General features: G+C 67.6%; 17 protein-coding genes, 1 tRNA gene and 1 pseudogene. 8 read left to right on the top strand and 11 right to left on the bottom strand.

What is annotated here, in order from left to right; genetic code table 11:
• Positions 1-86 precede the first annotated feature (86 nt).
• Both ACOQPP_RS08585 and ACOQPP_RS08580 read left to right on the top strand, forming a co-directional pair.
• Positions 87-866: a nucleoside-binding protein gene (locus ACOQPP_RS08585; RefSeq protein WP_420636313.1), complete on the top strand. Its 780-nt coding sequence runs from the start codon at positions 87-89 to the stop codon at positions 864-866.
• 62 nt (positions 867-928) lie between these two features.
• Positions 929-2,275: an aminopeptidase P N-terminal domain-containing protein gene (locus ACOQPP_RS08580; protein ID WP_420636312.1), complete on the top strand. Its 1,347-nt coding sequence runs from the start codon at positions 929-931 to the stop codon at positions 2,273-2,275.
• Positions 2,276-2,307: 32 nt separating this feature from the next.
• Here ACOQPP_RS08580 and ACOQPP_RS08575 read toward each other — a convergent pair whose 3' ends face one another.
• Complete coding sequence (locus tag ACOQPP_RS08575; RefSeq protein ID WP_420636311.1) at positions 2,308-3,474, bottom strand: Fic family protein; 1,167 nt, start codon at positions 3,472-3,474, stop codon at positions 2,308-2,310.
• Positions 3,475-3,803: 329 nt separating this feature from the next.
• Between ACOQPP_RS08575 and ACOQPP_RS08570 the strand changes: the two genes are divergently transcribed.
• The 3 genes from ACOQPP_RS08570 to ACOQPP_RS08560 all read left to right on the top strand — a co-directional run bounded on the left by ACOQPP_RS08570 (position 3,804) and on the right by ACOQPP_RS08560 (position 6,718).
• Positions 3,804-4,796: a DUF1684 domain-containing protein gene (locus ACOQPP_RS08570; protein WP_420636310.1), complete on the top strand. Its 993-nt coding sequence runs from the start codon at positions 3,804-3,806 to the stop codon at positions 4,794-4,796.
• Positions 4,797-5,082: 286 nt separating this feature from the next.
• The gene (locus ACOQPP_RS08565; protein ID WP_420636309.1) at positions 5,083-5,433 is read left to right on the top strand and encodes a helix-turn-helix domain-containing protein; all 351 of its coding nucleotides are present in this window, start codon (positions 5,083-5,085) and stop codon (positions 5,431-5,433) included.
• A complete protein-coding gene (locus ACOQPP_RS08560; protein WP_420636308.1) occupies positions 5,426-6,718 on the top strand; it encodes a type II toxin-antitoxin system HipA family toxin in 1,293 nt (430 codons plus the stop codon). The genes ACOQPP_RS08565 and ACOQPP_RS08560 overlap by 8 nt, the downstream gene beginning before the upstream one ends.
• A gap of 61 nt (positions 6,719-6,779) precedes the next feature.
• On the opposite strand, the gene ACOQPP_RS08555 is transcribed toward ACOQPP_RS08560, so the two are convergent.
• Positions 6,780-8,375: a GMC oxidoreductase gene (locus ACOQPP_RS08555; protein ID WP_420636307.1), complete on the bottom strand. Its 1,596-nt coding sequence runs from the start codon at positions 8,373-8,375 to the stop codon at positions 6,780-6,782.
• Positions 8,372-8,977: a twin-arginine translocation signal domain-containing protein gene (locus ACOQPP_RS08550; protein WP_420636306.1), complete on the bottom strand. Its 606-nt coding sequence runs from the start codon at positions 8,975-8,977 to the stop codon at positions 8,372-8,374. Before ACOQPP_RS08550 ends, ACOQPP_RS08555 begins: the two co-directional genes overlap by 4 nt.
• A 127-nt stretch (positions 8,978-9,104) precedes the next feature.
• Here ACOQPP_RS08550 and ACOQPP_RS08545 point away from each other — a divergent pair, with 127 nt between their 5' ends.
• Both ACOQPP_RS08545 and ACOQPP_RS08540 read left to right on the top strand, forming a co-directional pair.
• On the top strand, positions 9,105-11,183 hold the full coding sequence (locus tag ACOQPP_RS08545; protein WP_420636305.1) for a UvrD-helicase domain-containing protein: 2,079 nt from the start codon (positions 9,105-9,107) through the stop codon (positions 11,181-11,183).
• Between the two features lie 114 nt (positions 11,184-11,297).
• Positions 11,298-11,370: transfer RNA gene (locus ACOQPP_RS08540), tRNA-Ala, on the top strand.
• 23 nt (positions 11,371-11,393) lie between these two features.
• Here ACOQPP_RS08540 and ACOQPP_RS08535 read toward each other — a convergent pair.
• From ACOQPP_RS08535 to ACOQPP_RS08520, 4 genes and pseudogenes are all read right to left on the bottom strand, one after another.
• On the bottom strand, positions 11,394-12,563 hold the full coding sequence (locus ACOQPP_RS08535; RefSeq protein WP_420636304.1) for a serine hydrolase domain-containing protein: 1,170 nt from the start codon (positions 12,561-12,563) through the stop codon (positions 11,394-11,396).
• 180 nt (positions 12,564-12,743) lie between these two features.
• Positions 12,744-12,890: pseudogene (locus tag ACOQPP_RS08530) on the bottom strand (SRPBCC domain-containing protein); the annotation flags it as partial.
• A 15-nt stretch (positions 12,891-12,905) separates the two neighbouring features.
• Positions 12,906-14,132 (bottom strand): 6-bladed beta-propeller, encoded by a 1,227-nt coding sequence (locus ACOQPP_RS08525; RefSeq protein WP_420636303.1) that lies wholly within the window; start codon positions 14,130-14,132, stop codon positions 12,906-12,908.
• Between the two features lie 62 nt (positions 14,133-14,194).
• Complete coding sequence (locus ACOQPP_RS08520) at positions 14,195-14,668, bottom strand: SRPBCC family protein (protein WP_419160966.1); 474 nt, start codon at positions 14,666-14,668, stop codon at positions 14,195-14,197.
• Positions 14,669-14,783: 115 nt separating this feature from the next.
• Between ACOQPP_RS08520 and ACOQPP_RS08515 the strand changes: the two genes are divergently transcribed.
• The gene (locus ACOQPP_RS08515) at positions 14,784-15,470 is read left to right on the top strand and encodes a DUF2461 domain-containing protein (RefSeq protein WP_419160965.1); all 687 of its coding nucleotides are present in this window, start codon (positions 14,784-14,786) and stop codon (positions 15,468-15,470) included.
• A 36-nt stretch (positions 15,471-15,506) separates the two neighbouring features.
• Here ACOQPP_RS08515 and ACOQPP_RS08510 read toward each other — a convergent pair whose 3' ends face one another.
• The 4 genes from ACOQPP_RS08510 to ACOQPP_RS08495 all read right to left on the bottom strand — a co-directional run bounded on the left by ACOQPP_RS08510 (position 15,507) and on the right by ACOQPP_RS08495 (position 18,169).
• Entirely contained in the window at positions 15,507-16,337 is an 831-nt protein-coding gene (locus ACOQPP_RS08510) for a hypothetical protein (RefSeq protein WP_420636302.1), read from the bottom strand.
• The gene (locus tag ACOQPP_RS08505; protein ID WP_419164945.1) at positions 16,334-17,440 is read right to left on the bottom strand and encodes a hypothetical protein; all 1,107 of its coding nucleotides are present in this window, start codon (positions 17,438-17,440) and stop codon (positions 16,334-16,336) included. The genes ACOQPP_RS08510 and ACOQPP_RS08505 overlap by 4 nt, the downstream gene beginning before the upstream one ends.
• Before the next feature lie 86 nt (positions 17,441-17,526).
• Positions 17,527-17,856: a hypothetical protein gene (locus ACOQPP_RS08500; protein ID WP_419164946.1), complete on the bottom strand. Its 330-nt coding sequence runs from the start codon at positions 17,854-17,856 to the stop codon at positions 17,527-17,529.
• 40 nt (positions 17,857-17,896) lie between these two features.
• On the bottom strand, positions 17,897-18,169 hold the full coding sequence (locus tag ACOQPP_RS08495) for an SRPBCC family protein (RefSeq protein ID WP_420636301.1): 273 nt from the start codon (positions 18,167-18,169) through the stop codon (positions 17,897-17,899).
• Positions 18,170-18,334 lie beyond the last annotated feature (165 nt).

Here is an 18,334-nt window from a genome sequence, read left to right as displayed (position 1 = left end):
TGCGCCCCAGAACCTCCAGACCTTCCGGATTCCTCGCGCCCCCGCCCCCTCCGCATGCCGTTGGGCGCCGCGTAGTCGGCCGTGCCGTGGTCGGGCTGACCGTCTCCCAGCTGGCCGCGGCGGGGCTCTTTCTGACAACGCCGGGGGCTGCGGCCGGACAGACCGAGTTCCACCTTCAGATGGGCAGCCTGGTGAACCCCTTCGCGGAAACCAGCGACGGGACGATCGTCGTCACGTTCCAGAACGCCGCGCAGTGGGCCTGGGGGGACCATTTCCTCTTCTTCGACTACGCCGCGGACGGGGGGAACGACGAGTTCAACGAAAAGGACCTGTACGGAGAGTGGTATCCCACGCTCAGCCTCGGAAAGATCACCGGGAGCCGGGTGGGGTTCGGGCCGATCCGCGACTTCGCCCTGCTGGGCGGCGTGAACTACGGCGCGCAGTCGAAGGTGCTCAAGTACACGCCGGGGTTCCGGGCGTCGTGGGACATCCCGGGGTTCATCTTCCTCAACACGGACTTCGCCCGCATGGTCGACGCGAGCAGCGGGCTCGGCGGCGGTGGCGCCCCGAGCACGAGCGACGGATTCATGTTCGACGTGAACTGGCTCGCCACCTGGGAGATGCTGGGGCAGGCGTTCACCTTCACGGGCCACGCGGAGTACATCAGCGGGGTGACGACCGAAGAGGGCAACGACGACCGCGGCTGGATCCTCGCGCAGCCGCAGCTGACGCTGGACGTCGGCCGGGCGCTGGGTGGCGGCGGCGGCCGGCTCATGACCGGGATCGAATACCAGTACTGGCGCAACAAGCTGGGGACGGACGTGACGGAAAGCGCGGTCCAGTTCCTCGTCGTATGGCGACTCTGAGGTCCGGCTCCGTCTTACCGGCGAGGAGCCGGCGGCTCGGGCGCACCCTGCTCGCGAGTTCGTTGCTCGCCGCCGCGGCGGTTGTCACCGGAGATCCTGTCCGGCTTTCGGCCCAGACACCGGAGCAGCGATACACCGACTGGGCGCGGCCGGGGTTCCGTCCGCAGGAGTACGAATTCCGCCGCAACCGGATCATCGACGGCCTGCGCGCGACGGGGGGCGGTCTCCTCCTCGTCCCCTCCTCGGATGGTCTCACGCACGGGGAGACGTTCCGGCAGCTCGAGGACTTCTGGTACCTGACCGGTCTGGAGGTCGTCCAGTCGATGCTCGTGCTGGACGCGGAGCGCGGCCTCTCGACCCTCTTCATGCCGCAGCGGGATCCGCGTTTCGAGAACCCCGGGCGGCCGAACGACTTTCCGGGCCGTCCCCTCCTCGACGACTATCCGCTTCGCGGCTTCGGCGGGGCCGACGTCTACCGGGACATCGCCGAACTCGACCGTTTCCTTCGCGAGCGGCTGGGCGCGGGTGCTCTTCTGCGGGTCAACGCCGGGGCGTCGGGTCCCGTGCCGGATCCCGTCGTGCCGCTGATCGGGAGTCTCGACCCCACGGCCTCTCTCATCCGGCGTTTGCGGGACGACCATCCCGAAGTCGAGATCGTCAACGCCTTCGACATCATCGCCCGGCTCCGGATGGTGAAGTCGCCTGCCGAGATCATGCGGATGCGGCGCGCGGCCGCCGCGACGATGGCCGGGATCCGGGCCGCCGCGTCCCTCGTGCGGCCGGGGATCGACGAGCGCTCCCTCCAGGGCGAGTTCGAGCGCGCCTGCCGGGACGCAGGCGCCCAGTCCATCCCCTTCACCCCCATCGTCAAGTCGGGTCCCAACAGCCTGTGGCCGTGGCGGGTGCTGGCGGCCCACTACGACCGCCGCAACCGCGCCCTGCAGGACGGCGACCTCGTGATCCTCGACGTGGGGTGCGAGGTCAACGGCTACGTGAGCGACGTCGGCCGCACCTTCCCGGCCAACGGGGCGTTCACCGAGGTCCAGCGGGAGAAACTCCTCGTGAGCACGCGGGCGGCGGAGGCCATCATCGCCGCCGTGCGCCCAGGCGTCACGCTGCGCGAACTCACCGAGGCGGCCTACGACGCGATCCCGGACGAGGAGGAGCCGTACATGCAGACCCCCTCCTTCTTCGGTCACCATATCGGGCTTTCGTCGGGAGATCCCGCGCTCCTCGACGAACCGCTCGCGCCCGGGATGGTCTTCACCGTCGAACCGTGGTACTACAACCACGACCTCGGCGTCTCGGTGTTCGTGGAAGAGGTCGTCCTCGTCACCGAGGACGGCGCCGAGGTCCTGACCGCCGCGCTCCCCCGCGACCCGGAGGCCCTGGAGGCGCTGGTCCCCTAGGGCTAATCGTCGGCGGCAGGCAATCGCGTACCCTATCCCGGAGGTTCCTCCGTCCCCTCTCTCAGCACGCCGAGATAGGTGTCGTAGGCGAAGATCTTGCCCCGCTGTCGCCCCGTGACCTCGCTAACGAACCCCAACCCCTGGAGCAACTTCAACGCGGCTGCGACCGTCGGACCGGAGAGACCCGTTCGCTCGGCGAGTCCGTTGATGCTGTCGACGGGGCGTTCCACCAGCGCCCGATGCACCCGCAGAGCCGAACTTGCTCGTCGTCCCTCCTGGATCCGGGCACGGTTGGCCGCAACCAGGTCAAGTGCGGATCGGGCGGTCGCAACGGCACCCTCCGCCACTTCGTGCACGCCTTCGAGAAAGAAGCGCAGCCACGCCTCCCAGTCCCCCGTGTGTCGCACTTCGTTGAGAAGCTCGTAGTAGGTGTTCCGATGCCGCTTGAAGTAGAGGCTGAGATATAGCAGAGGTTCACGCAGGAGCCCCGCATCACACAACATTAGAGTGATCAGGAGGCGACCCAACCGTCCGTTTCCGTCAAGAAAGGGGTGTATCGTCTCGAACTGCACATGGGTGAGCCCCGCCCTGACGAGCGCCGGCAGGTCGTCGTCCGTCGCGTGGATGAACCGCTCGAGCGCGGCCATGCACTCTTCCACACGATTCGGCGGCGGAGGAACGAAAGCCGCGTTGCCGGGACGCGAGCCCTCGATCCAGTTCTGCGATCGCCGGAACTCACCAGGCATCATTGCTGCCCCGCGACCGCTCGCGAGTAGCTTGGTGTGCATCTCTCGCATGAGGCGATTCGAGAGCGGGAAGTCGTCGCGCAGACGCCGAATCCCGTGATACAATGCAGCTACGTAATTTGATGTCTCTACGACATCGTCCCGTAGAACACCGGGTACCCCTCCCGCTTCGTGCAGCATGAGGTCGGAAAGGGAAGACTGCGTGCCTTCGATCTGGGAGGAGAGCACGGCTTCCTTCCGCACGTATCCGTACACGAAGTGGGCGGTATCCGGAAGAAGCTCGGTCACCGCATCGAGTCGCCCCAGCGCGGCGGCCGCCGCCTCGAACGGTTGCCGCAGCCCCTCCCGAAGGTCGATGTCCGGCGAGGGTGGCAGAGCCATGGGGGTGAAGGCCCGCACGGTCTCCCCGCCGGCTACGGTAACGTCGTAGGTGCCTGTCGCTTCGCGTCTCATTTTCGTGATCCCAACGGGTTCTGGTCTTCCTCGATTTGCGTTGAGTTGCTCCAATAATCTTGAGGCAGCTTCCGTTTAGCAAGATTTTTCGCCGTTCGCTTTCCTTGCGTCTCGGCTAACGAAGAAACTTTTGCTTACGCCCTCTCGGCGCGCCGCTAAGAAAGTGAAGCGGGGTTTCTTTTCCTTGCGTCTCGGCTAACGAAGAACTCTTGCCTGCCCCCCTCTACGTCGCGCCACCAGCAAGCGCGCAGCAGCCTCGGAGTCGCTGCCGCGCGGTTGCACGAAACCGGGTGCCGGGCGCATGCTAGCGACATGAGAACGGCGAGGGGTTGACCGGCTTTGCCGGCAAGCGGCGTCGTGTCCAGAAGGCGCGATCCGCCGGGGGCGGTCCCGTGCTGGTGGTCGCGGCGCTCGGTGCCGTGGTGGCGGGCTGCGTCGGCGAGGCGTGGCCCGATCCGCCTCCGGTCGAACCCGACATCCTGATGATCGAGTACGAGGAATGGCGCGACGGGCGCCGAAACAACCTCGCGAACCCCAACGCGGGCGTCATCAGTTGGGACGGGCTCTTCGCGCTTGCCGAGGGTGCGAACACGTTCGGCTCCGACCCGTCGCTGGCCATCGTTTTGCCCGAAGAAGACGCGCCTCCCCTGGCCGGAACCCTGCACCTCGAGGGCGGGGCGGTTCGTCTCGTCCCGGAGGCCGAAAGCGGCCTGCGTGTGAGGGACCGGGAGTCCGGTGCGGCCGGTGAGTCGGTCACGGAACCGATCCCGTTGCCGGACGACCGGAGCGAGGGGACGATCCGGCTGGCGCTGGGGTCGCTCGGGATGCGGGTCCACGCGGAACCGGGGACGGAGCGGCTCTGGCTGCGGGTCTGGGACACCGACGCCCCACGCCTCGAGACCTTCGAGCTTCCCGAGTACTTCCCGGTTGGGAACGAGTGGCGGGTGACGGCACGCTTCGAGCCCTATCGGGAGCCGCGCACCGTGTCGCTGGCCGACGTGAGGGGCGGGACCCTCGAGAACAGCGCCCCCGGGGACCTGGTCTTCCGGGCGAACGGCGGCGAGCATCGCCTGATGGCCTTCGCTACGGCGTCGAGCAGCTCCTACTTCATCAGCCTGTGGGACTCGACCGCCGTCACCGACACCTATCAGGCGGGCCGCTATATGCGCGCGCCGCTCCCGGATGACGACGGCTGGACGACGATCGACTTCAACCGGGCCTACAACGCGCCCTGCGCCTTCACCCCCCACTCGGTGTGCAGCCTGCCGCCTCCCGAGAACTACCTCCGCTTCCCCGTGACCGCTGGCGAGAAGCGGCCGTAACCGCCGGCGACAAAGCGGCGGTAACCGACGCCGATGTGCTACTCCCAGATCTGACGGACGACTACTACGACGCCTTCAAGCATTTCGGGGCGCCGGTTGGCGGCCCGTTCCGGTGCCGATGGCTCCGGGATCTACCATTCTAAGAGGCAATATATAGCCGTGTATCGTCGCTTTTGGCCATTAGTCGGCAAGATATGGCCTCTTGATATTTCGTCGGTTTAGCGACAATATGGGGCCCGGACCAACGGAGGCTTGCGAGCATGGGAGCTAAATCCTGGCTGCTGGCGTGACGCATGAAAGTCTGACATCCCGTGCGCTGCGAACCGAACTGGGGCGTCGCCTGGCGAAGCTGCGCCTTGCGAGGAACGTGACGCAGCGGATGCTGGCCGAAGACGCCGGAATAGGACTGCGCACGCTTCGCCGCATCGAGGCCGGCCAGCCGTGCAGTCTGGACAGCCTGCTGCGCCTCGCGATTGCCCTTGGCTTGGGGGAGGGTCTGTTGAGCGCCGTGCCGCCGGGAGAGATCCGACCCATTGAACGCATGGACTCCGGCGGCCGGGAACGGCTCCGCGCTCGCCCCCGGAAGGGCGCGTCGCCGGAAGAGCCCTGGTCGTGGGCCGAAGACTTGAATGACTGACGCCAACGTGAACCTGTGGGGCCGCCGAATCGGCGCGGTGTCCTGGGATGCAGGGCGGAGAGTCGGCGTGTTCCAGTACGATCCCGCGTTCGTGTCGGCCGGCATCGAGGTCTCTCCGATGGCGATGCCCGTGCGCGAAACTCCGTATGCCTTCCCCGCGCTCGGGGAGTCGTTCAAAGGCTTGCCCGGCCTGCTTGCGGACGCGTTGCCGGACAGTTTCGGCAACCGGCTGATCGATGTCTGGCTGGCGGAGACCGAACGCCGCCTCGAGGACTTCAGTCCGGTGGACCGGCTCTGCTACATCGGCAAGCGCGGCGTCGGGGCGCTGGAGTTCGAACCGGCGCTACGAAGCGGGAACCGGGGCGAGGTTGAGATCGCCCAACTGGTCGATCTCGCCAACCGGATTCTCGACGAACGGGGCCGACTCTCGGGCAGGCTCGACGGCGGTGACGACGGCGGAACGCTCGAGGACATCTTCAACGTGGGGACCTCCGCAGGCGGCGCACGGGCGAAGGCTGTGCTCGCCTGGAATCCGGAGACGGGCGAGTTCCGGTCCGGCCAGGTGGACGCGGAGGCCGGGTTCGAGAACTGGATCCTGAAGTTCGACGGCGTCGCCAACAACCGCGACCGGGAACTGGCGGATCCGCTCGGTTACGGACGGATCGAGTACGCGTATCACCTGATGGCGCGCGAAGCCGGGATCGAAATGTCGGAATGCCGCCTGCATCACGAAGGCGGCCGGAGCCACTTCATGACGCGCCGCTTCGACCGCGACGCGAAGGGACGGAAGATCCACATGCAGTCCCTCGCGGCGCTCCGGCACTTCGACTACAACGTGCCGGGCGCGTATGCGTACGAGCAGGCGGTGGAGACGATCCGCAGGCTCGGGTTCGGCATGGCGGTGGTCGAGGAGCAGTACCGCCGGGCGGTCTTCAACATCGTCGCGCGGAATCAGGACGATCACGTGAAGAACATCGCGTTTCTGATGAACCGTGGCGGGAAGTGGCGACTGTCGCCGGCATACGACGTGGCGTACGCCTACAACCCGCACGGCCTGTGGACAGGCCAACACCAGATGAGCATGGTCGGCAAGCGCAACGGTTTCGAACGCGCCGACCTGCTGAAATTCGCGGAGACCTCCGGGCTCAAGATTCCAGCTGCGAGCCGCGTCGTCGACCGGGTACTCGCCGCGGTCGGTAGCTGGCCGCGTTTCGCATCCGAGGCGGGAGTCGAGGATCCGCATGCCCGGCGGGTCGGGAAGACGCATCGTCTTGTACTGCGGTGACGGGAGCTGACTCGGGTCGCGCCAAACCCGGATCGTTCGCAACCGGGTTCCTTCCGGCCCCTCAAGCTGACGGCAGTTCCTTCTCCATCTCCTCCGCGGCCATGAGGGAGAGGGCGCAGAAGGTGAGCGTCCCGTTCGCGCAGCCGCTGGAGACGATGGTCGGGGCCCCCGCCACGAACAGGTTCTCGTGGTCGTGGGTTCGCCCCCAGCGATCCACCACGCTCGTGCCCGGATCGTCGCCCATTCTGCACCCGCCGCCGGGATGCTCCCACAACTCGGATGGCGCCCCGGTGCTCCTCATGGCGCCCCCCGCCGCCCGGGCCAGCTCCTCGAAGCGGCCTGTGATCGTGTCGTACGTATGGCGCTCCAGGTCGATGCTGGCCTGAGCCGGGCGGAAGTCGATCCGGGGCATCGGGTCGCCCAGCTCGTTCGTGGATCCGGGTTTCAGAGTCAGGCGACTCTCGCGGTCCGGGAGCAGGTCGTAGTAGGCCCGGATGCGCGCGGTGGACTCGGACTCGGTGCGAGCCCGCCAGTCGGCCATGATCTCGTCGCCCCACATGAGCCGCCCGTCCTCGTCCATGAGCCTCCCGGTGCGGCCGACGGCCGACTCCCACAGCCGAAGGTCGTGGCGCACGTAGCGGTCCAGCGGCCCCGGACTGGCGAAGCGGTGGGACAGGAGGCTGTTGTAGACGAAGATGCCGGGATAGAGGCGCATGGGCAGGTTGATGAAACCGCTGATGTACCAGTGTCCCGTCATGTACCGCCCCACGTTTCCGGTGCGGTTGGCGAGCCCGTCCGGGAAGCGGCCGTTGGCCGAGAGCAGGAGCAGGTGGGAACTCCAGGCGTGGCCGGCGGCGATCACAAAGGTTCCCGCGCGGAACTCGACTGGCTCATCGGGCGCGTCCCGGTCGACCGCTTCGGCGAAGGCGATCCGGTCCGAATCCGGCTCGAGGGACAGGCGCCGGACCAGGGTGCGGGTGACCAGGTCGATGCGCCCGTCCGCCATCAGCCGGTCGAAGGCGAAGTCGGGCGTGTACTTGGCTCCCGTCGGGCAGACGGAGCAGGTGTCACACCGCCGGCAGACGTTGCGCCCCTGATAGGGCTCGGTGTTGCGCGCCCAGGGCTGCGTCCAGAACGGGATATCCGTCTTCTCGGTCCACTCCCGCATGCGCGCGAGGTTGTACGACAGCGGCAGCGGAGGCATGGGGTAGGGCTTCGACCGCGGGTCGCATTCGTGGGGACCCTGCTCGCCCGCCACGCCGATCCGCTCCTCGGCCTCCTGGTAGTACGGCTCCACGTCGTCCCACGAGATGGGCCAGTCGAAGCCGACCCCGTACAGGGACTTGAGACGGAAATCCTCCGGGGAATAGCGCGGGGTCGCGCCGCCCCAGTGCATCGCCGATCCGCCCACGACCATGGAACTGTACATGGCGCCCGTGCCGGTCTGGCCGGGGATATGGTCGTTCGGATAGGGGTTTTCGCCGTACGCCAGCATCCGCGCCCGGGTCTCACGCCGTTCCTGGAGGGACGCCGTCCGCTCTCCCGCCTCGACCACGGTGATGGTTGCCGTGGTCCGCTCTGCGAGCCGTTCCGCCACCATGGCGGCGCTGATCCCGCCGCCGATGATGCAGACGTCGCTCTCGACGACGCGCGTCACGGTCCGGCTCCCGGCGCGGGGGGCTCGTCTTCGGCCCCGTCCAAGGTCCGGCACCGCACTTTCCTGATGGCCCGCCCGTAGCACAGGTCGGTCGCGGTCGGTGAGTCGAAGAAGTGCGCCATGAGAGCCAGCGCGACGTGGTCCGCATTCCCGGGCGCTCCCAAGGCGGTCCCGGCTTGCCCGAGCGGCCGCGCGAGCAGCTTTCGGCGGCCGGGCACGTCAAGCTCCGACAGGGACACCCCGTGGCGGCGCGTGCACTCCTTCTCGAGCCCCTGAAGCTGCGCCGCCCACCCCGGTCTCGGATCCGGCCCCGAATACCGGATCTCCGGCACCAGATACGGGTGGCCGAGTTCGGCGACGGGTTCCAGTCCTTCGGACCACCGCTCGAAGGCGGCTACGGCTCGTTCGCGACCGTCGCTGCCCAGTTCGCCGGGGAGAACGGCTTCGGCGACGGCTCGGAGAGTCTCGGCCGGGAGGGCGGAGGTGTCCCCGTCAATCTCCCCCGCCGCCTCGCGGCCCGCCCCGGGAGCACAGCCGGTCAGAGACACGGCGGCCACCGTCGCCGCAGACTGCTTCAGGAATGACCTGCGAGATTCCGCCATGGCCGACCGGCCTTCCGGAGGTTGGGCTGCCCGAGTCTTCAACAGAGCGTAGACGTGAAACCCGAACCGTCGCAAGACGCTACTATTGTGCCTTGCACGAACCGGCTCAGTGCAGGAGGACATCGATTTGAGATCCGCCGTCTCGAAAACCTCGGTGCGGACCATCTCCTTCAAGCCGAACTTCGCGAAGGACCTGCGGCGGCTTCCGAACACCCAGGTCGGGCGGGTCATGAACAAGGTCTCGACTCTCGCGATCCACGCCGAGCCCGACGCGAAGGTTCGAAAGCGGATGAAGGGCGAGTGGGCCGGGTTTCATCGCCTCCGAAGCGGCGACTACCGAGTCATCTACGCCTTCGACGAGACGTCCGTCAGTCTCTATTCCGTGCGCCTCCGTTCCGACGACACGTATGACTCGATCCCCGCCACGGAGACCTTCTCTCACGGAACCTTCCCTCCAGTTGGCCAGTCCGCGGCCGACGCCGCGCCGATCCGGCGCTGGATGCAGCCGGCGGAGCCTCGGGAGGAGGTCACACGGCTTCCCGAGTCCGTGACGGAGGCCCTGCTCAAAGCCCTGGACGTGCCACCGCAATATCACGAGCGGCTGACGCGAGTCGGAACACAGGAGGCGCTCCTCGGGTGTCCGGGGGTGCCGGCTGAGCACCTGTTGGCCCTCGACGCGCACATGTTCGAGAAGCCGATCGCTCTGGTCGACGCGGAACCCAGCTACGTGACGCCCGGTGGGGTGGACGACCTGCTCCGGTACGCGCAGGGAGAACTCGTCCCGTTCCTGCTCAAGCTCAGTCCGGAACAGGAAAGACACGTCGCGTGGACGCCGGACGCGGCCGGCCCGACCCTCCTGAAAGGCGGACCGGGGACGGGGAAGACGACGGTCGCCCTCTACCGCGCGCGGGAGATGATCCGGGCCCTGAGGGAACTGGGCCACTCCGAGCCCCGCATCCTGTTCGCGACGTTCACGAAGGCGCTGGGGACGTTCGCCAGGGAGCTGCTGGAGTCACTGCTCGGCGACGACGCGCAGCTAGTGGACGTGCGGACCGTGGACAGCCTCGCATGGCAGGTGCTCACGGAGTCGGGCGCGCTCCTGCGCCGGCCCGAGCCGGGGGAGAAGACGGAGATACGGCGCCGCATCGTACGGGATCTTGCCACGCCGGGAGTCGCCTTCCTGTTCACCGAGATCGAGGTCGTGATCCAGGGGAGGGGCGTTCGCACTCTGGCGGAGTACCTGGCGGAGCCCCGGCCCGGTCGGCGCGTGCCGCTGGACGAGGCGTCCCGGCGGGTCGTGTGGACGGCGCACGAGGCGTACGAAAAAGCGCTCGCCGAGGCAGGGTGCCGAACGTGGCAGCAGGCGCGGGCTACCGCCGCGACCCTCGTGGCGTCCGGCAAGAGCCCGGTGCGGCCCTACGACGCCGTGATCGTAGACGAACTGCAGGATCTCGGGGCGTCGGCGATCCGTCTGCTGATCGAGTTGTGCGCAGAGCCGAACCGTCTCTTCGCCGCGGCGGACGAAAACCAGTCCATATATACGGCGAGCTTCTCATGGGACGACGTGCTCACGCACCGGACCGTCGCGGGCGTCGGGGGCCACGTCGAGACCCTGACCGCCACGCACCGCTCGACGGAACAGATCATCGAGGGCGCGCGCGACTACCTCGCGGCCGGTCTCGCCGAAGACCTCGCTCCCGACCCGCAGCGGTATGTCCACTCGGGCCCGCTGCCGATCGTCCGGACTCTGGACGATGTCGACGAGGAGGCCGGCCTCCTGGCCCGGTATCTGCGCGGAGCCACGCGCCATCTCCATTTCACCGTGGGGTCGAGCGCCGTCCTGGTGCCCCATTCGAACGAGGGACGGAGGATCGCCGAGGCGCTCGAGAACCGCGGTGTCCCGGCCGTGTTCCAGAACTCCCGCAACTTCGAGTTCGACGACAACACGGTGCAGGTCCTCCCGCTGCGTGCGGCGAAGGGGCTGGAGTTTCCGGTGGTGGCGGTGGCGGGCTTCATCGGGTCCACCTACCCGGATCTCCCGAGCGGGGTGGACGACGACGCGCAGACCGACCTCCTCGTCCGTGAGCGGCGCACCCTCTTCGTCGCCGCCACGCGCGCCATGCGGGCCCTGCTCGTGATCACGCCGAAGGGGGATGACTCCGTGCTCTTCGATGGGTTCGACTCGAAACTCTGGAACACGGACTGACGCCGCACCTCTCTTTGCTTCTGAAAGCGGGAGACCTTCGGCAAAACTGGCGCACAGGTCGTACGCGGCGCATCCTTCAGCCCTCCGGGGCGCCTCACGTCCCGCCAGTATCGAGGGGCCGTAGCTCAGTTGGGAGAGCGCCTGCTTTGCAAGCAGGAGGTCGTCGGTTCGAATCCGATCGGCTCCATCCCCCACCGCCGGACCGCCGGTTCAGCGGGCCTCGATGAAGAGGTCTGCGATCTCGTAGATCATGTCCCCGAAGACCAGCGCGCCGCCCTGCGGATAGCCGAGGTCCGCGATGTTCGCGGCGACGGCGACGGCCACCCCGTCGTCCGGGTAGATCACCAGAAGCGCGTTGCCGCCGATCGCGCCGCCGGCGTGTCCTACCGCGCGCCGCCCACCCACCCGCGACGGCGGGAAGAGGCGCCAGCCGATCCCCACACCGATTTCCTCGCCGGTGGCCGTGCGCTGGGGCGTCCACAGCAGATCCAGCGTCTCCTGCCGGAAGAGACCCGGCTCGAGGTGGCCGTGGGCGAAGCGGAGCAGGTCCTCCGTCGTGGAGAGGAAGCCGCCCCCGGCCCACTTGTGGGAGTTGTCGATGTGGCGGGCGTTGATGAGGCGGCCGTCCGACGCGCGGTCGTAGGGGCGCGCGCGGTTCACGACCAGGCTGTCCGTGTGGTCTCCGCCCGTGTGAAGCATTCCGAGCGGCCGGAAGACCTCCTCGTCCAGGTATTGCAGGAACCCCCGCTCCGAAGCCGCCGCAATCACCGCGCTGATGAGGTTGAACCCGTAGCTCGAATAGGACCATTCGGTCCCGGGAGCGGCGACGAGCGGGTCGTCGCGGAAGAGGTCGAGCGCCTCGAACACCGTCTCGTAGCGCCGCGTGAGGTAGTACTCCGCCTCGATGTCCACATAGTGCCGGATCCCGCCCATGTGTCCGGCGAGGAGACGCGTCGTGATCTCGCCTTCCGGCTTGCGGGGGAAGGAGGGGACGTACGCCTGCACGGGCGCGTCCAGATCGAGTTCGCCCCGCTGGTGAAGGAGCGCGACGCCGGCCGCGGTGAGGATCTTGGAGACGCTACCGATCCGAAAGCGGGTGAGCGGGGTGGCGGGGCTCCGAAGCTCGAGGTCCGCGTGGCCCATCCCCTCGGACCACACGACCCGGCGGTCCACAGAGACGGAGATGGAGAGGCCGGGGATGGACATCGCCCGCCGCAGCGAGTCGAGCTTCCCGCGCGAGGCCGCGATGACGTCCGCCCAGCGGCCCTGGTCCGTGCGGGCAAGGGGCAACTCCTGGCCCGCGACGTCGGCCGTCACGTGGCTCAGCGCCGCCATGATGCCCAGCGCCAGCCCCGCGTACCGTCCCCTCCACGCGCTCACTCTCACAGGTCGGATGCTGGCTCGCCCCACGCATCCGCGCCAGCCCTGCACCGCCCGTTCTGCAGTCCGGGTGACGGGAAGGTGGTCAACAGGCTCATACAGTGGGACTGGCGGCGTCGGAGGTGCTGGAATCCTGCGCATCTCTCGCTGCCGCGATCTCGGGGCGACTTCCGGGAATCACTAGAGCGACGCGGCGAGAACCTCAAGCTGATCGATGGCCCTGCCCCAACCCTTGCGAAAGCCCATCCGCTCGTGCTCCTTGAGCGCCGCTTCGTCCCAATGCATGGCGCGAGCGGTGTAGCGGGTCCTCCCTTTGCCCGCATCTTCGAAGAGCGTCGTGAGTCAGTTCATGGCACGCGGGAGACGCTTCACGACTACGGTCTGGACATCGAGTTCGTCCCGCTCGATGAAGGCCGCCAGCCGTCCGGGCCCGAACGCGTCGGGAAGCTGCGTCGCTCCGGCGCGGTAGCTGCCGAGGTAGCGGCCATCCGGTGCGAGGATGTCGATGGGGCCGTCGCTGACAGGCTCGTCGCCCCGGCGCTGGACCCATATGCGGCCGCTCCAACTCGTGCGCAGGTCTCGCACCACCGGGATCTCTTCAGCGAACTCCAGCGTTTCGATCCGCTCGCGCGCACGGGCTCCACCGCCGGTCCCGGATACCGTCATTCTGTCCCCGGACCGGGAGACCGAACTTTCCGGACGACCTTCGAGATCCCTCAACCTGCGGTCCTTTTCCGCCCTCATCACGCGTTCCGTGACGGGCTCGGGTGAGAGAGGCCGGGTCAGTATCGCACTGATTCGGCCATCCTGCTCCGCGATCTTGATCGCGTACGCCGACGAGTCCGAAAATGCGATACGTCCGCCGGGGAGCACACCCGCGAAGAGCTCCGGTTCAAACCCTCTCCGGGGGCCCCTGCTCATGATCTTTTGCGGGCCGCCAGCAAAGGGGCGTTCGGTCAGCTTGGTCCACGCGGGGCCCCAGACCTCGGCCGCGGTCTCCACTGCTGCCTCGTCACCCGTGAGGAAGATTCGCTCGATCGTGCGTGTGTCGGGAAAGACCATTATGGAATCGCGCAGCACGGACTGAAAGACAGCGCCTAGCATCTTTGCACCCCTGACCACGGATTCGCCACCGGTCTCCGGGTACATCTCTCGGACCTGTGCAAAACCGCCCATGCGCACCATCCGCTCGAGATTCCCGCCGGGGTCGAAGAGGTGGTACGCGCGATGTCCCATGTCCGCGATCACGACCCTGCCATCGGACATGACCACCATGTCCATGGCCGACTGGAATTCGCCCGGCCCTTCGCCTTTGCGGCCGAATTCGCGAACGAAATCTCCGTCCGAACCGACGACGACGACGCGCGCCGCCAGGCGATCGAACAGGTAGAGGTTCCCGGCATCGTCGAACCCCACCCGGCCGATCGTGCCGAACTCCTCCCACGCTTCTCCAAGCGCGGAGCCGACGCGGTAGACCTCCTCGAAATCGGCCTCCAGCCAGCGGTCTTCTCCCGGGAGTTCGATCACCTGCTGGGCTCCCGCGATCCCGGGCGCCGCCGAGATCGCCATCGTCGCCAGGAGCGCAGGGGCGATTCCGGCCGCTCCTGAACGGATACGTCGCGTCGCAGGATTCAAACCGGCGGGCATGGGGCACCATCCTTTCCGGCCGCCTCGGCGTACGCCTTCACGGCATCGAGATCCGCTGCAATCGCCTTGGCCACGACTCCCTTCATGAGCGGCGTGACGAGTTTGGCGACAAGCCTGTAGGGCCTCGCCTCCATCACCATGACCAGCCGCGTCCCTCGGCCATCCGGGCCCGGCTCGACGGTGAATGTCGTGTCCCAGACCGTGCCACCCTGGTCGGATACCAGGCGAACACGCTCGTCCTGAACGTATTCGGTCACCTCCAGCTCCGTGGTTGCCCTTCTGCTCCCCATGAGCCGCGTCTCCCGGAAGCGGGCACCCACGCCCCACTTTGCCTCTGACAGGAACTCCACACGCTCGATGTGCGGCACTGCCTCGGAAAAGTTGGAGATGTCGGCGACGGTCGAGAAAACCACTCCGACCGGAGCGTCAACGGTACGCCTGAGTTCGGTGCGCGTCATGGTGAGAGGTTGTCTGGTCCATGGTAGATCACCCTGCTTGCTTCCTTCGGACCGACACCATAGGTATCGCCCCCGCTCATCATACCCGTCTCCCCAGCCGACAAGCCACCTTGCGATGACCGCGGCCTACTTCACGCCCCACACCTTCAGCTTCCTGAGCGATCTGGCCGCCAACAACAACCGGGAGTGGTTTCTCGCCAACAAATCACGATACGAGGCGGACGTCAAAGAGCCGGCGCTCCGTTTCATCTCCGATTTCTCCATGCCCCTCGAGGGAATGAGCCCCCACTTTCGCGCCGACCCGAGGGCGAATGGCGGCTCGCTCTTCCGGATCTACCGCGACACCCGCTTCTCCAGGAACAAGACCCCATACAAGACCGCCACCGGCATCCAGTTCCGACACGAGGCGGGCAGGGACGCCCATGCTCCCGGCTTCTACCTGCACATCCAGCCTGGAGATTGCTTCATGGGTTGCGGCTCCTGGCGCCCCGGCGGGCCGGCGCTCCGGCAGATCCGCGAGTCCATCGACGAGGATCCGCAAGCCTGGAAGCGGGCGTCGCGCGGCGCCGGTTTTCGCACGACCTTCGAGCTCTCGGGCGACTCGCTCATCCGGGCCCCGCAGGGCTTCAGCGTGGATCATCCGCTGATCGAGGACCTGCGGCGCAAGGACTTCATCGCGGTGGTGCAACTGAGCGAAGATGACCTGATGTCGGACGACTTCCTGGACAGGTTTACCGCCCTGTGCCGCACGGCCGCGCCCTTCCAGCGATGGCTGTGCCGAGCGACCGGTGTGTCGTACTGAGGGCGTTGGCCGGGCTGCCGGACCGTAGCACCGCCCTCACGGGATCGTGGGGTTCGGGTATCGGGGGACTCTCGTCAGCCCCGGGATCCCGAACGCGCGCGACATGCCGACCACGATCTCGACGTTGGCGTTCCCCTCGTCCCATTCGTCGAGCCTTGTGGCGAGGCCGAGGTCGAGGACACTCCAGTTGCTGACCTGGAGGCGGGTACCGATCTCGGCCCAGACCCGCGCTCGACCCGCGGAAACCGGAGCCTCCACGTAAAGGTCGGCCAGGATCGCGCGGCTGAACAATCCCAGGGGGTAGTCCGCGCCGAGGCCGAAGCGCCAGTAGTCGCCGCCGTCGGCCGCGCCGGCGAGCCGGTAGCCGCCGTTTCCGTGCAGGCGGAGTCGACCCAGTGAGCGCGTGGCGATCCCTGCCACACCGAGCTGCCAGTCGTCGTGGCCGATGGCGCCCGCGCCCGGCGTGCTTGCGTCGAGGCGCAGGCCCAGCGCGGGGAGCGAGACGGTTTCCCGGGCCACTCCATAAAGCAAATGAACGGAAGCGGCTTCAATCCCGCCGCCCGTGCCGTCCCCATCCGGGCGCTCGATGCCCCCTTCGATCTCGACGCCCACCTGTCCGTTGCGGAACAGCCCGGTCTTGAACTCGATCAGGCCGAGCAGGCCGCGGTCGCCTTCGCCGAGGGAGCCGCGCACACCGCTCTGAAACTCCCACTCGCGGAACTTGATCGGGTGCGCATCCTCGACATGGATCGGCCGGTCGAGTTCGGCGGCGCGAAAGTCCTCCTGAGCGGCAACTGTCCCAGGGAGGGCGGCGGCTCCCGGTCCCAGCGCGATGCCCAGCGCGACGACCCGCGCGGCGGCCCTCACCGGTCACCTCCGTTCCGGGCGCCCACTGGCAGGTCGCGTCTCGGTGCGGGGAGGGGTCGCATGAACTCGCCCATCGGTGCCATCCGCGCCTCGGGGTGCCCCTGCGGCAGCCACTCGCCCGTCGGAAGTTCCGTAGGCACGCGCATCGCGTGCGGGCTCATGCGGTGGTCCCCGCCCATCGGCATCCCGGGCGCTTCCACCGTGTCCTGGCCCGCGTACATCATCTGACCGCGCAATCGCTCGATCTCCGCCGCCTTCTCCGGCCGGGAATACGAGGGATCGGCCATGATGTCGTTCACGACATCGTGCATCATGTGGAGGTTGTCGAAGATGTGCGCGGCGGCCGGGAACATGCGCGAGAACCGCGGCGCGACCTCTCCCGTCAGCGGCATGACGTGTGGAAGTTCGGCGAGCACGGAATCGGTGAAGACATCGATGACCCGGTCGAGTTCCATGCCGCGCCGCTCGGCGTCCGGCTCCATCAGCGCCTCGTACACGGCCGCGTGGTGCCAGTGGTAGGCCCACAGGATCCCGTTGATGTCCGGATACGCCGCGTAGAAGTTGCCGGCCCACTCCCCGCCGCCCTCCATGAAGCGGTGTCCGTAGCCGCGAGTGGAAAACGCGGCCTCCGGCTCCGACAGGTAGTAGGCGATGGCTCGTTCTCCAGCGGCCCGTTTGTCGGCGATCCGGTCGTCCGTGAGGATGTCGTACAGCTGGGAGTGCAACATGTGCGTCCAGTCCATCGCCTGGGCGGTCTCGAACGCGAGGCGCGTCCAACCCGGCGCGATGATCTGCGCGGGCGGCTCGAACCTGGGCGGATCCGCGATGTACGCCCGGACCTGCGCCTCGAACTCGGACATTTGCCTCGGCGTGTCCTCCCCCGGGCTCATCAGGATCTCGTACGCGGCGAAGTGCGTGAAATGGGCGGCGTAGAACGATCGCGCCGCCTCTTCGTGCGTGTCGTAGAACGCGAAGTTGTAGGGTGCGGCCAAGCGGTAGACGCCATTGCGCTGCGCCGACCCGCAGGCGGCTGCGGAGGCCGCGGCGAACGCGGCGAGCCCGAGGATCCCTGCTGGATGCCGGGCGAAACTTACGGATGGCATGCGATGCCCCCTCGTCTGAACGGGTGGCACCCGGCCGCGGCACGTCTGCGTGACGGCGGTCGGAGTGCCTCTGCGGCTACGTCCGTTCAGATGGTTCTCGGAGGGGGTGTGTCCGGAGAGGCGCGCGACAAGATCGGGGCCGCGCTGCCCTGAAGCGCGGGATCCCAAGCCTGCGAGAAGGCGCGGAAGCCCGGCCCGGCCTCGGCGAGCGAAGTCTGCAGCACGACGGTGCAGCCCATCAGCGAGTGGCAGTCGCCCGCGGCGTCCGATCCGTTAGTGGGTGCGTCCGCGAACGCAGCGACCATCCCTGCGTGATGATCTTCGGGGTGCTCGTGCGATCCCGCCTCGCAGAGCGGGGCGCGCGCATACGGCAGGACGACCGCAACCAAGATTAGGTAGTTGGCAAACCGGCGCATGGTCTCAGTCTATCCAGCCCAGCCCACTGTGTCGATTCGTTCATGTGGCCGCCGGTTCCAGACGGGCGGCGAGCAGGCGGTGGAAGTGGTGCACCGCCGGCTCCTGACGCGAGGAGTAGCGGCCGTAGCGGTACGGGCGCGACTTCGTGCCGATCTGGACGACGTCGACGATCTGGACGACGTCGACGATCTGCTCGTCCTCGCGTTCCACACGGTCGATGCGCGCCGCCTCCCCGGTGTGCGGGCGGTCCTGGTCGAGCACGTAGCCGAAGTAGCTGTGCGTCACAAGGACGTTGGTGACCGGTAGCTCCACGAGACGCCGGAAGGGAGTACGGCGTCCAATGCGCGTGTGCCGCCGCCCATCTGCCGACGCCCGGCACCGCCCGAGGGAGCAACCTGAGGCGCCCGGGGGTTCCTGGGAGTCCCTGTGAAGCGTTAAGCCAATTGAAGATTGAACTTTCAATTGGCTTAAGCCGAT

The sequence above is a fragment of the Candidatus Palauibacter sp. genome, assembly GCF_965222475.1.
GTDB lineage: Bacteria > Gemmatimonadota > Gemmatimonadetes > Palauibacterales > Palauibacteraceae > Palauibacter.
This window is presented reverse-complemented; position numbering and strand designations above follow the sequence as displayed.

What these genes read in the sequence shown, in the direction of transcription:
- ACOQPP_RS08575 (WP_420636311.1), bottom strand. Translation starts at nt 3,474, where the DNA reads ATGAGACGCGAAGCGACAGGCACCTACGACGTTACCGTAGCCGGCGGG.
- ACOQPP_RS08560 (WP_420636308.1), top strand. Translation starts at nt 5,426, where the DNA reads ATGACTGACGCCAACGTGAACCTGTGGGGCCGCCGAATCGGCGCGGTG.
- ACOQPP_RS08550 (WP_420636306.1), bottom strand. Translation starts at nt 8,977, where the DNA reads ATGGCGGAATCTCGCAGGTCATTCCTGAAGCAGTCTGCGGCGACGGTG.
- ACOQPP_RS08525 (WP_420636303.1), bottom strand. Translation starts at nt 14,132, where the DNA reads ATGGCGATCTCGGCGGCGCCCGGGATCGCGGGAGCCCAGCAGGTGATC.
- ACOQPP_RS08520 (WP_419160966.1), bottom strand. Translation starts at nt 14,668, where the DNA reads ATGACGCGCACCGAACTCAGGCGTACCGTTGACGCTCCGGTCGGAGTG.
- ACOQPP_RS08515 (WP_419160965.1), top strand. Translation starts at nt 14,784, where the DNA reads ATGACCGCGGCCTACTTCACGCCCCACACCTTCAGCTTCCTGAGCGAT.
- ACOQPP_RS08505 (WP_419164945.1), bottom strand. Translation starts at nt 17,440, where the DNA reads ATGCCATCCGTAAGTTTCGCCCGGCATCCAGCAGGGATCCTCGGGCTC.
- ACOQPP_RS08500 (WP_419164946.1), bottom strand. Translation starts at nt 17,856, where the DNA reads ATGCGCCGGTTTGCCAACTACCTAATCTTGGTTGCGGTCGTCCTGCCG.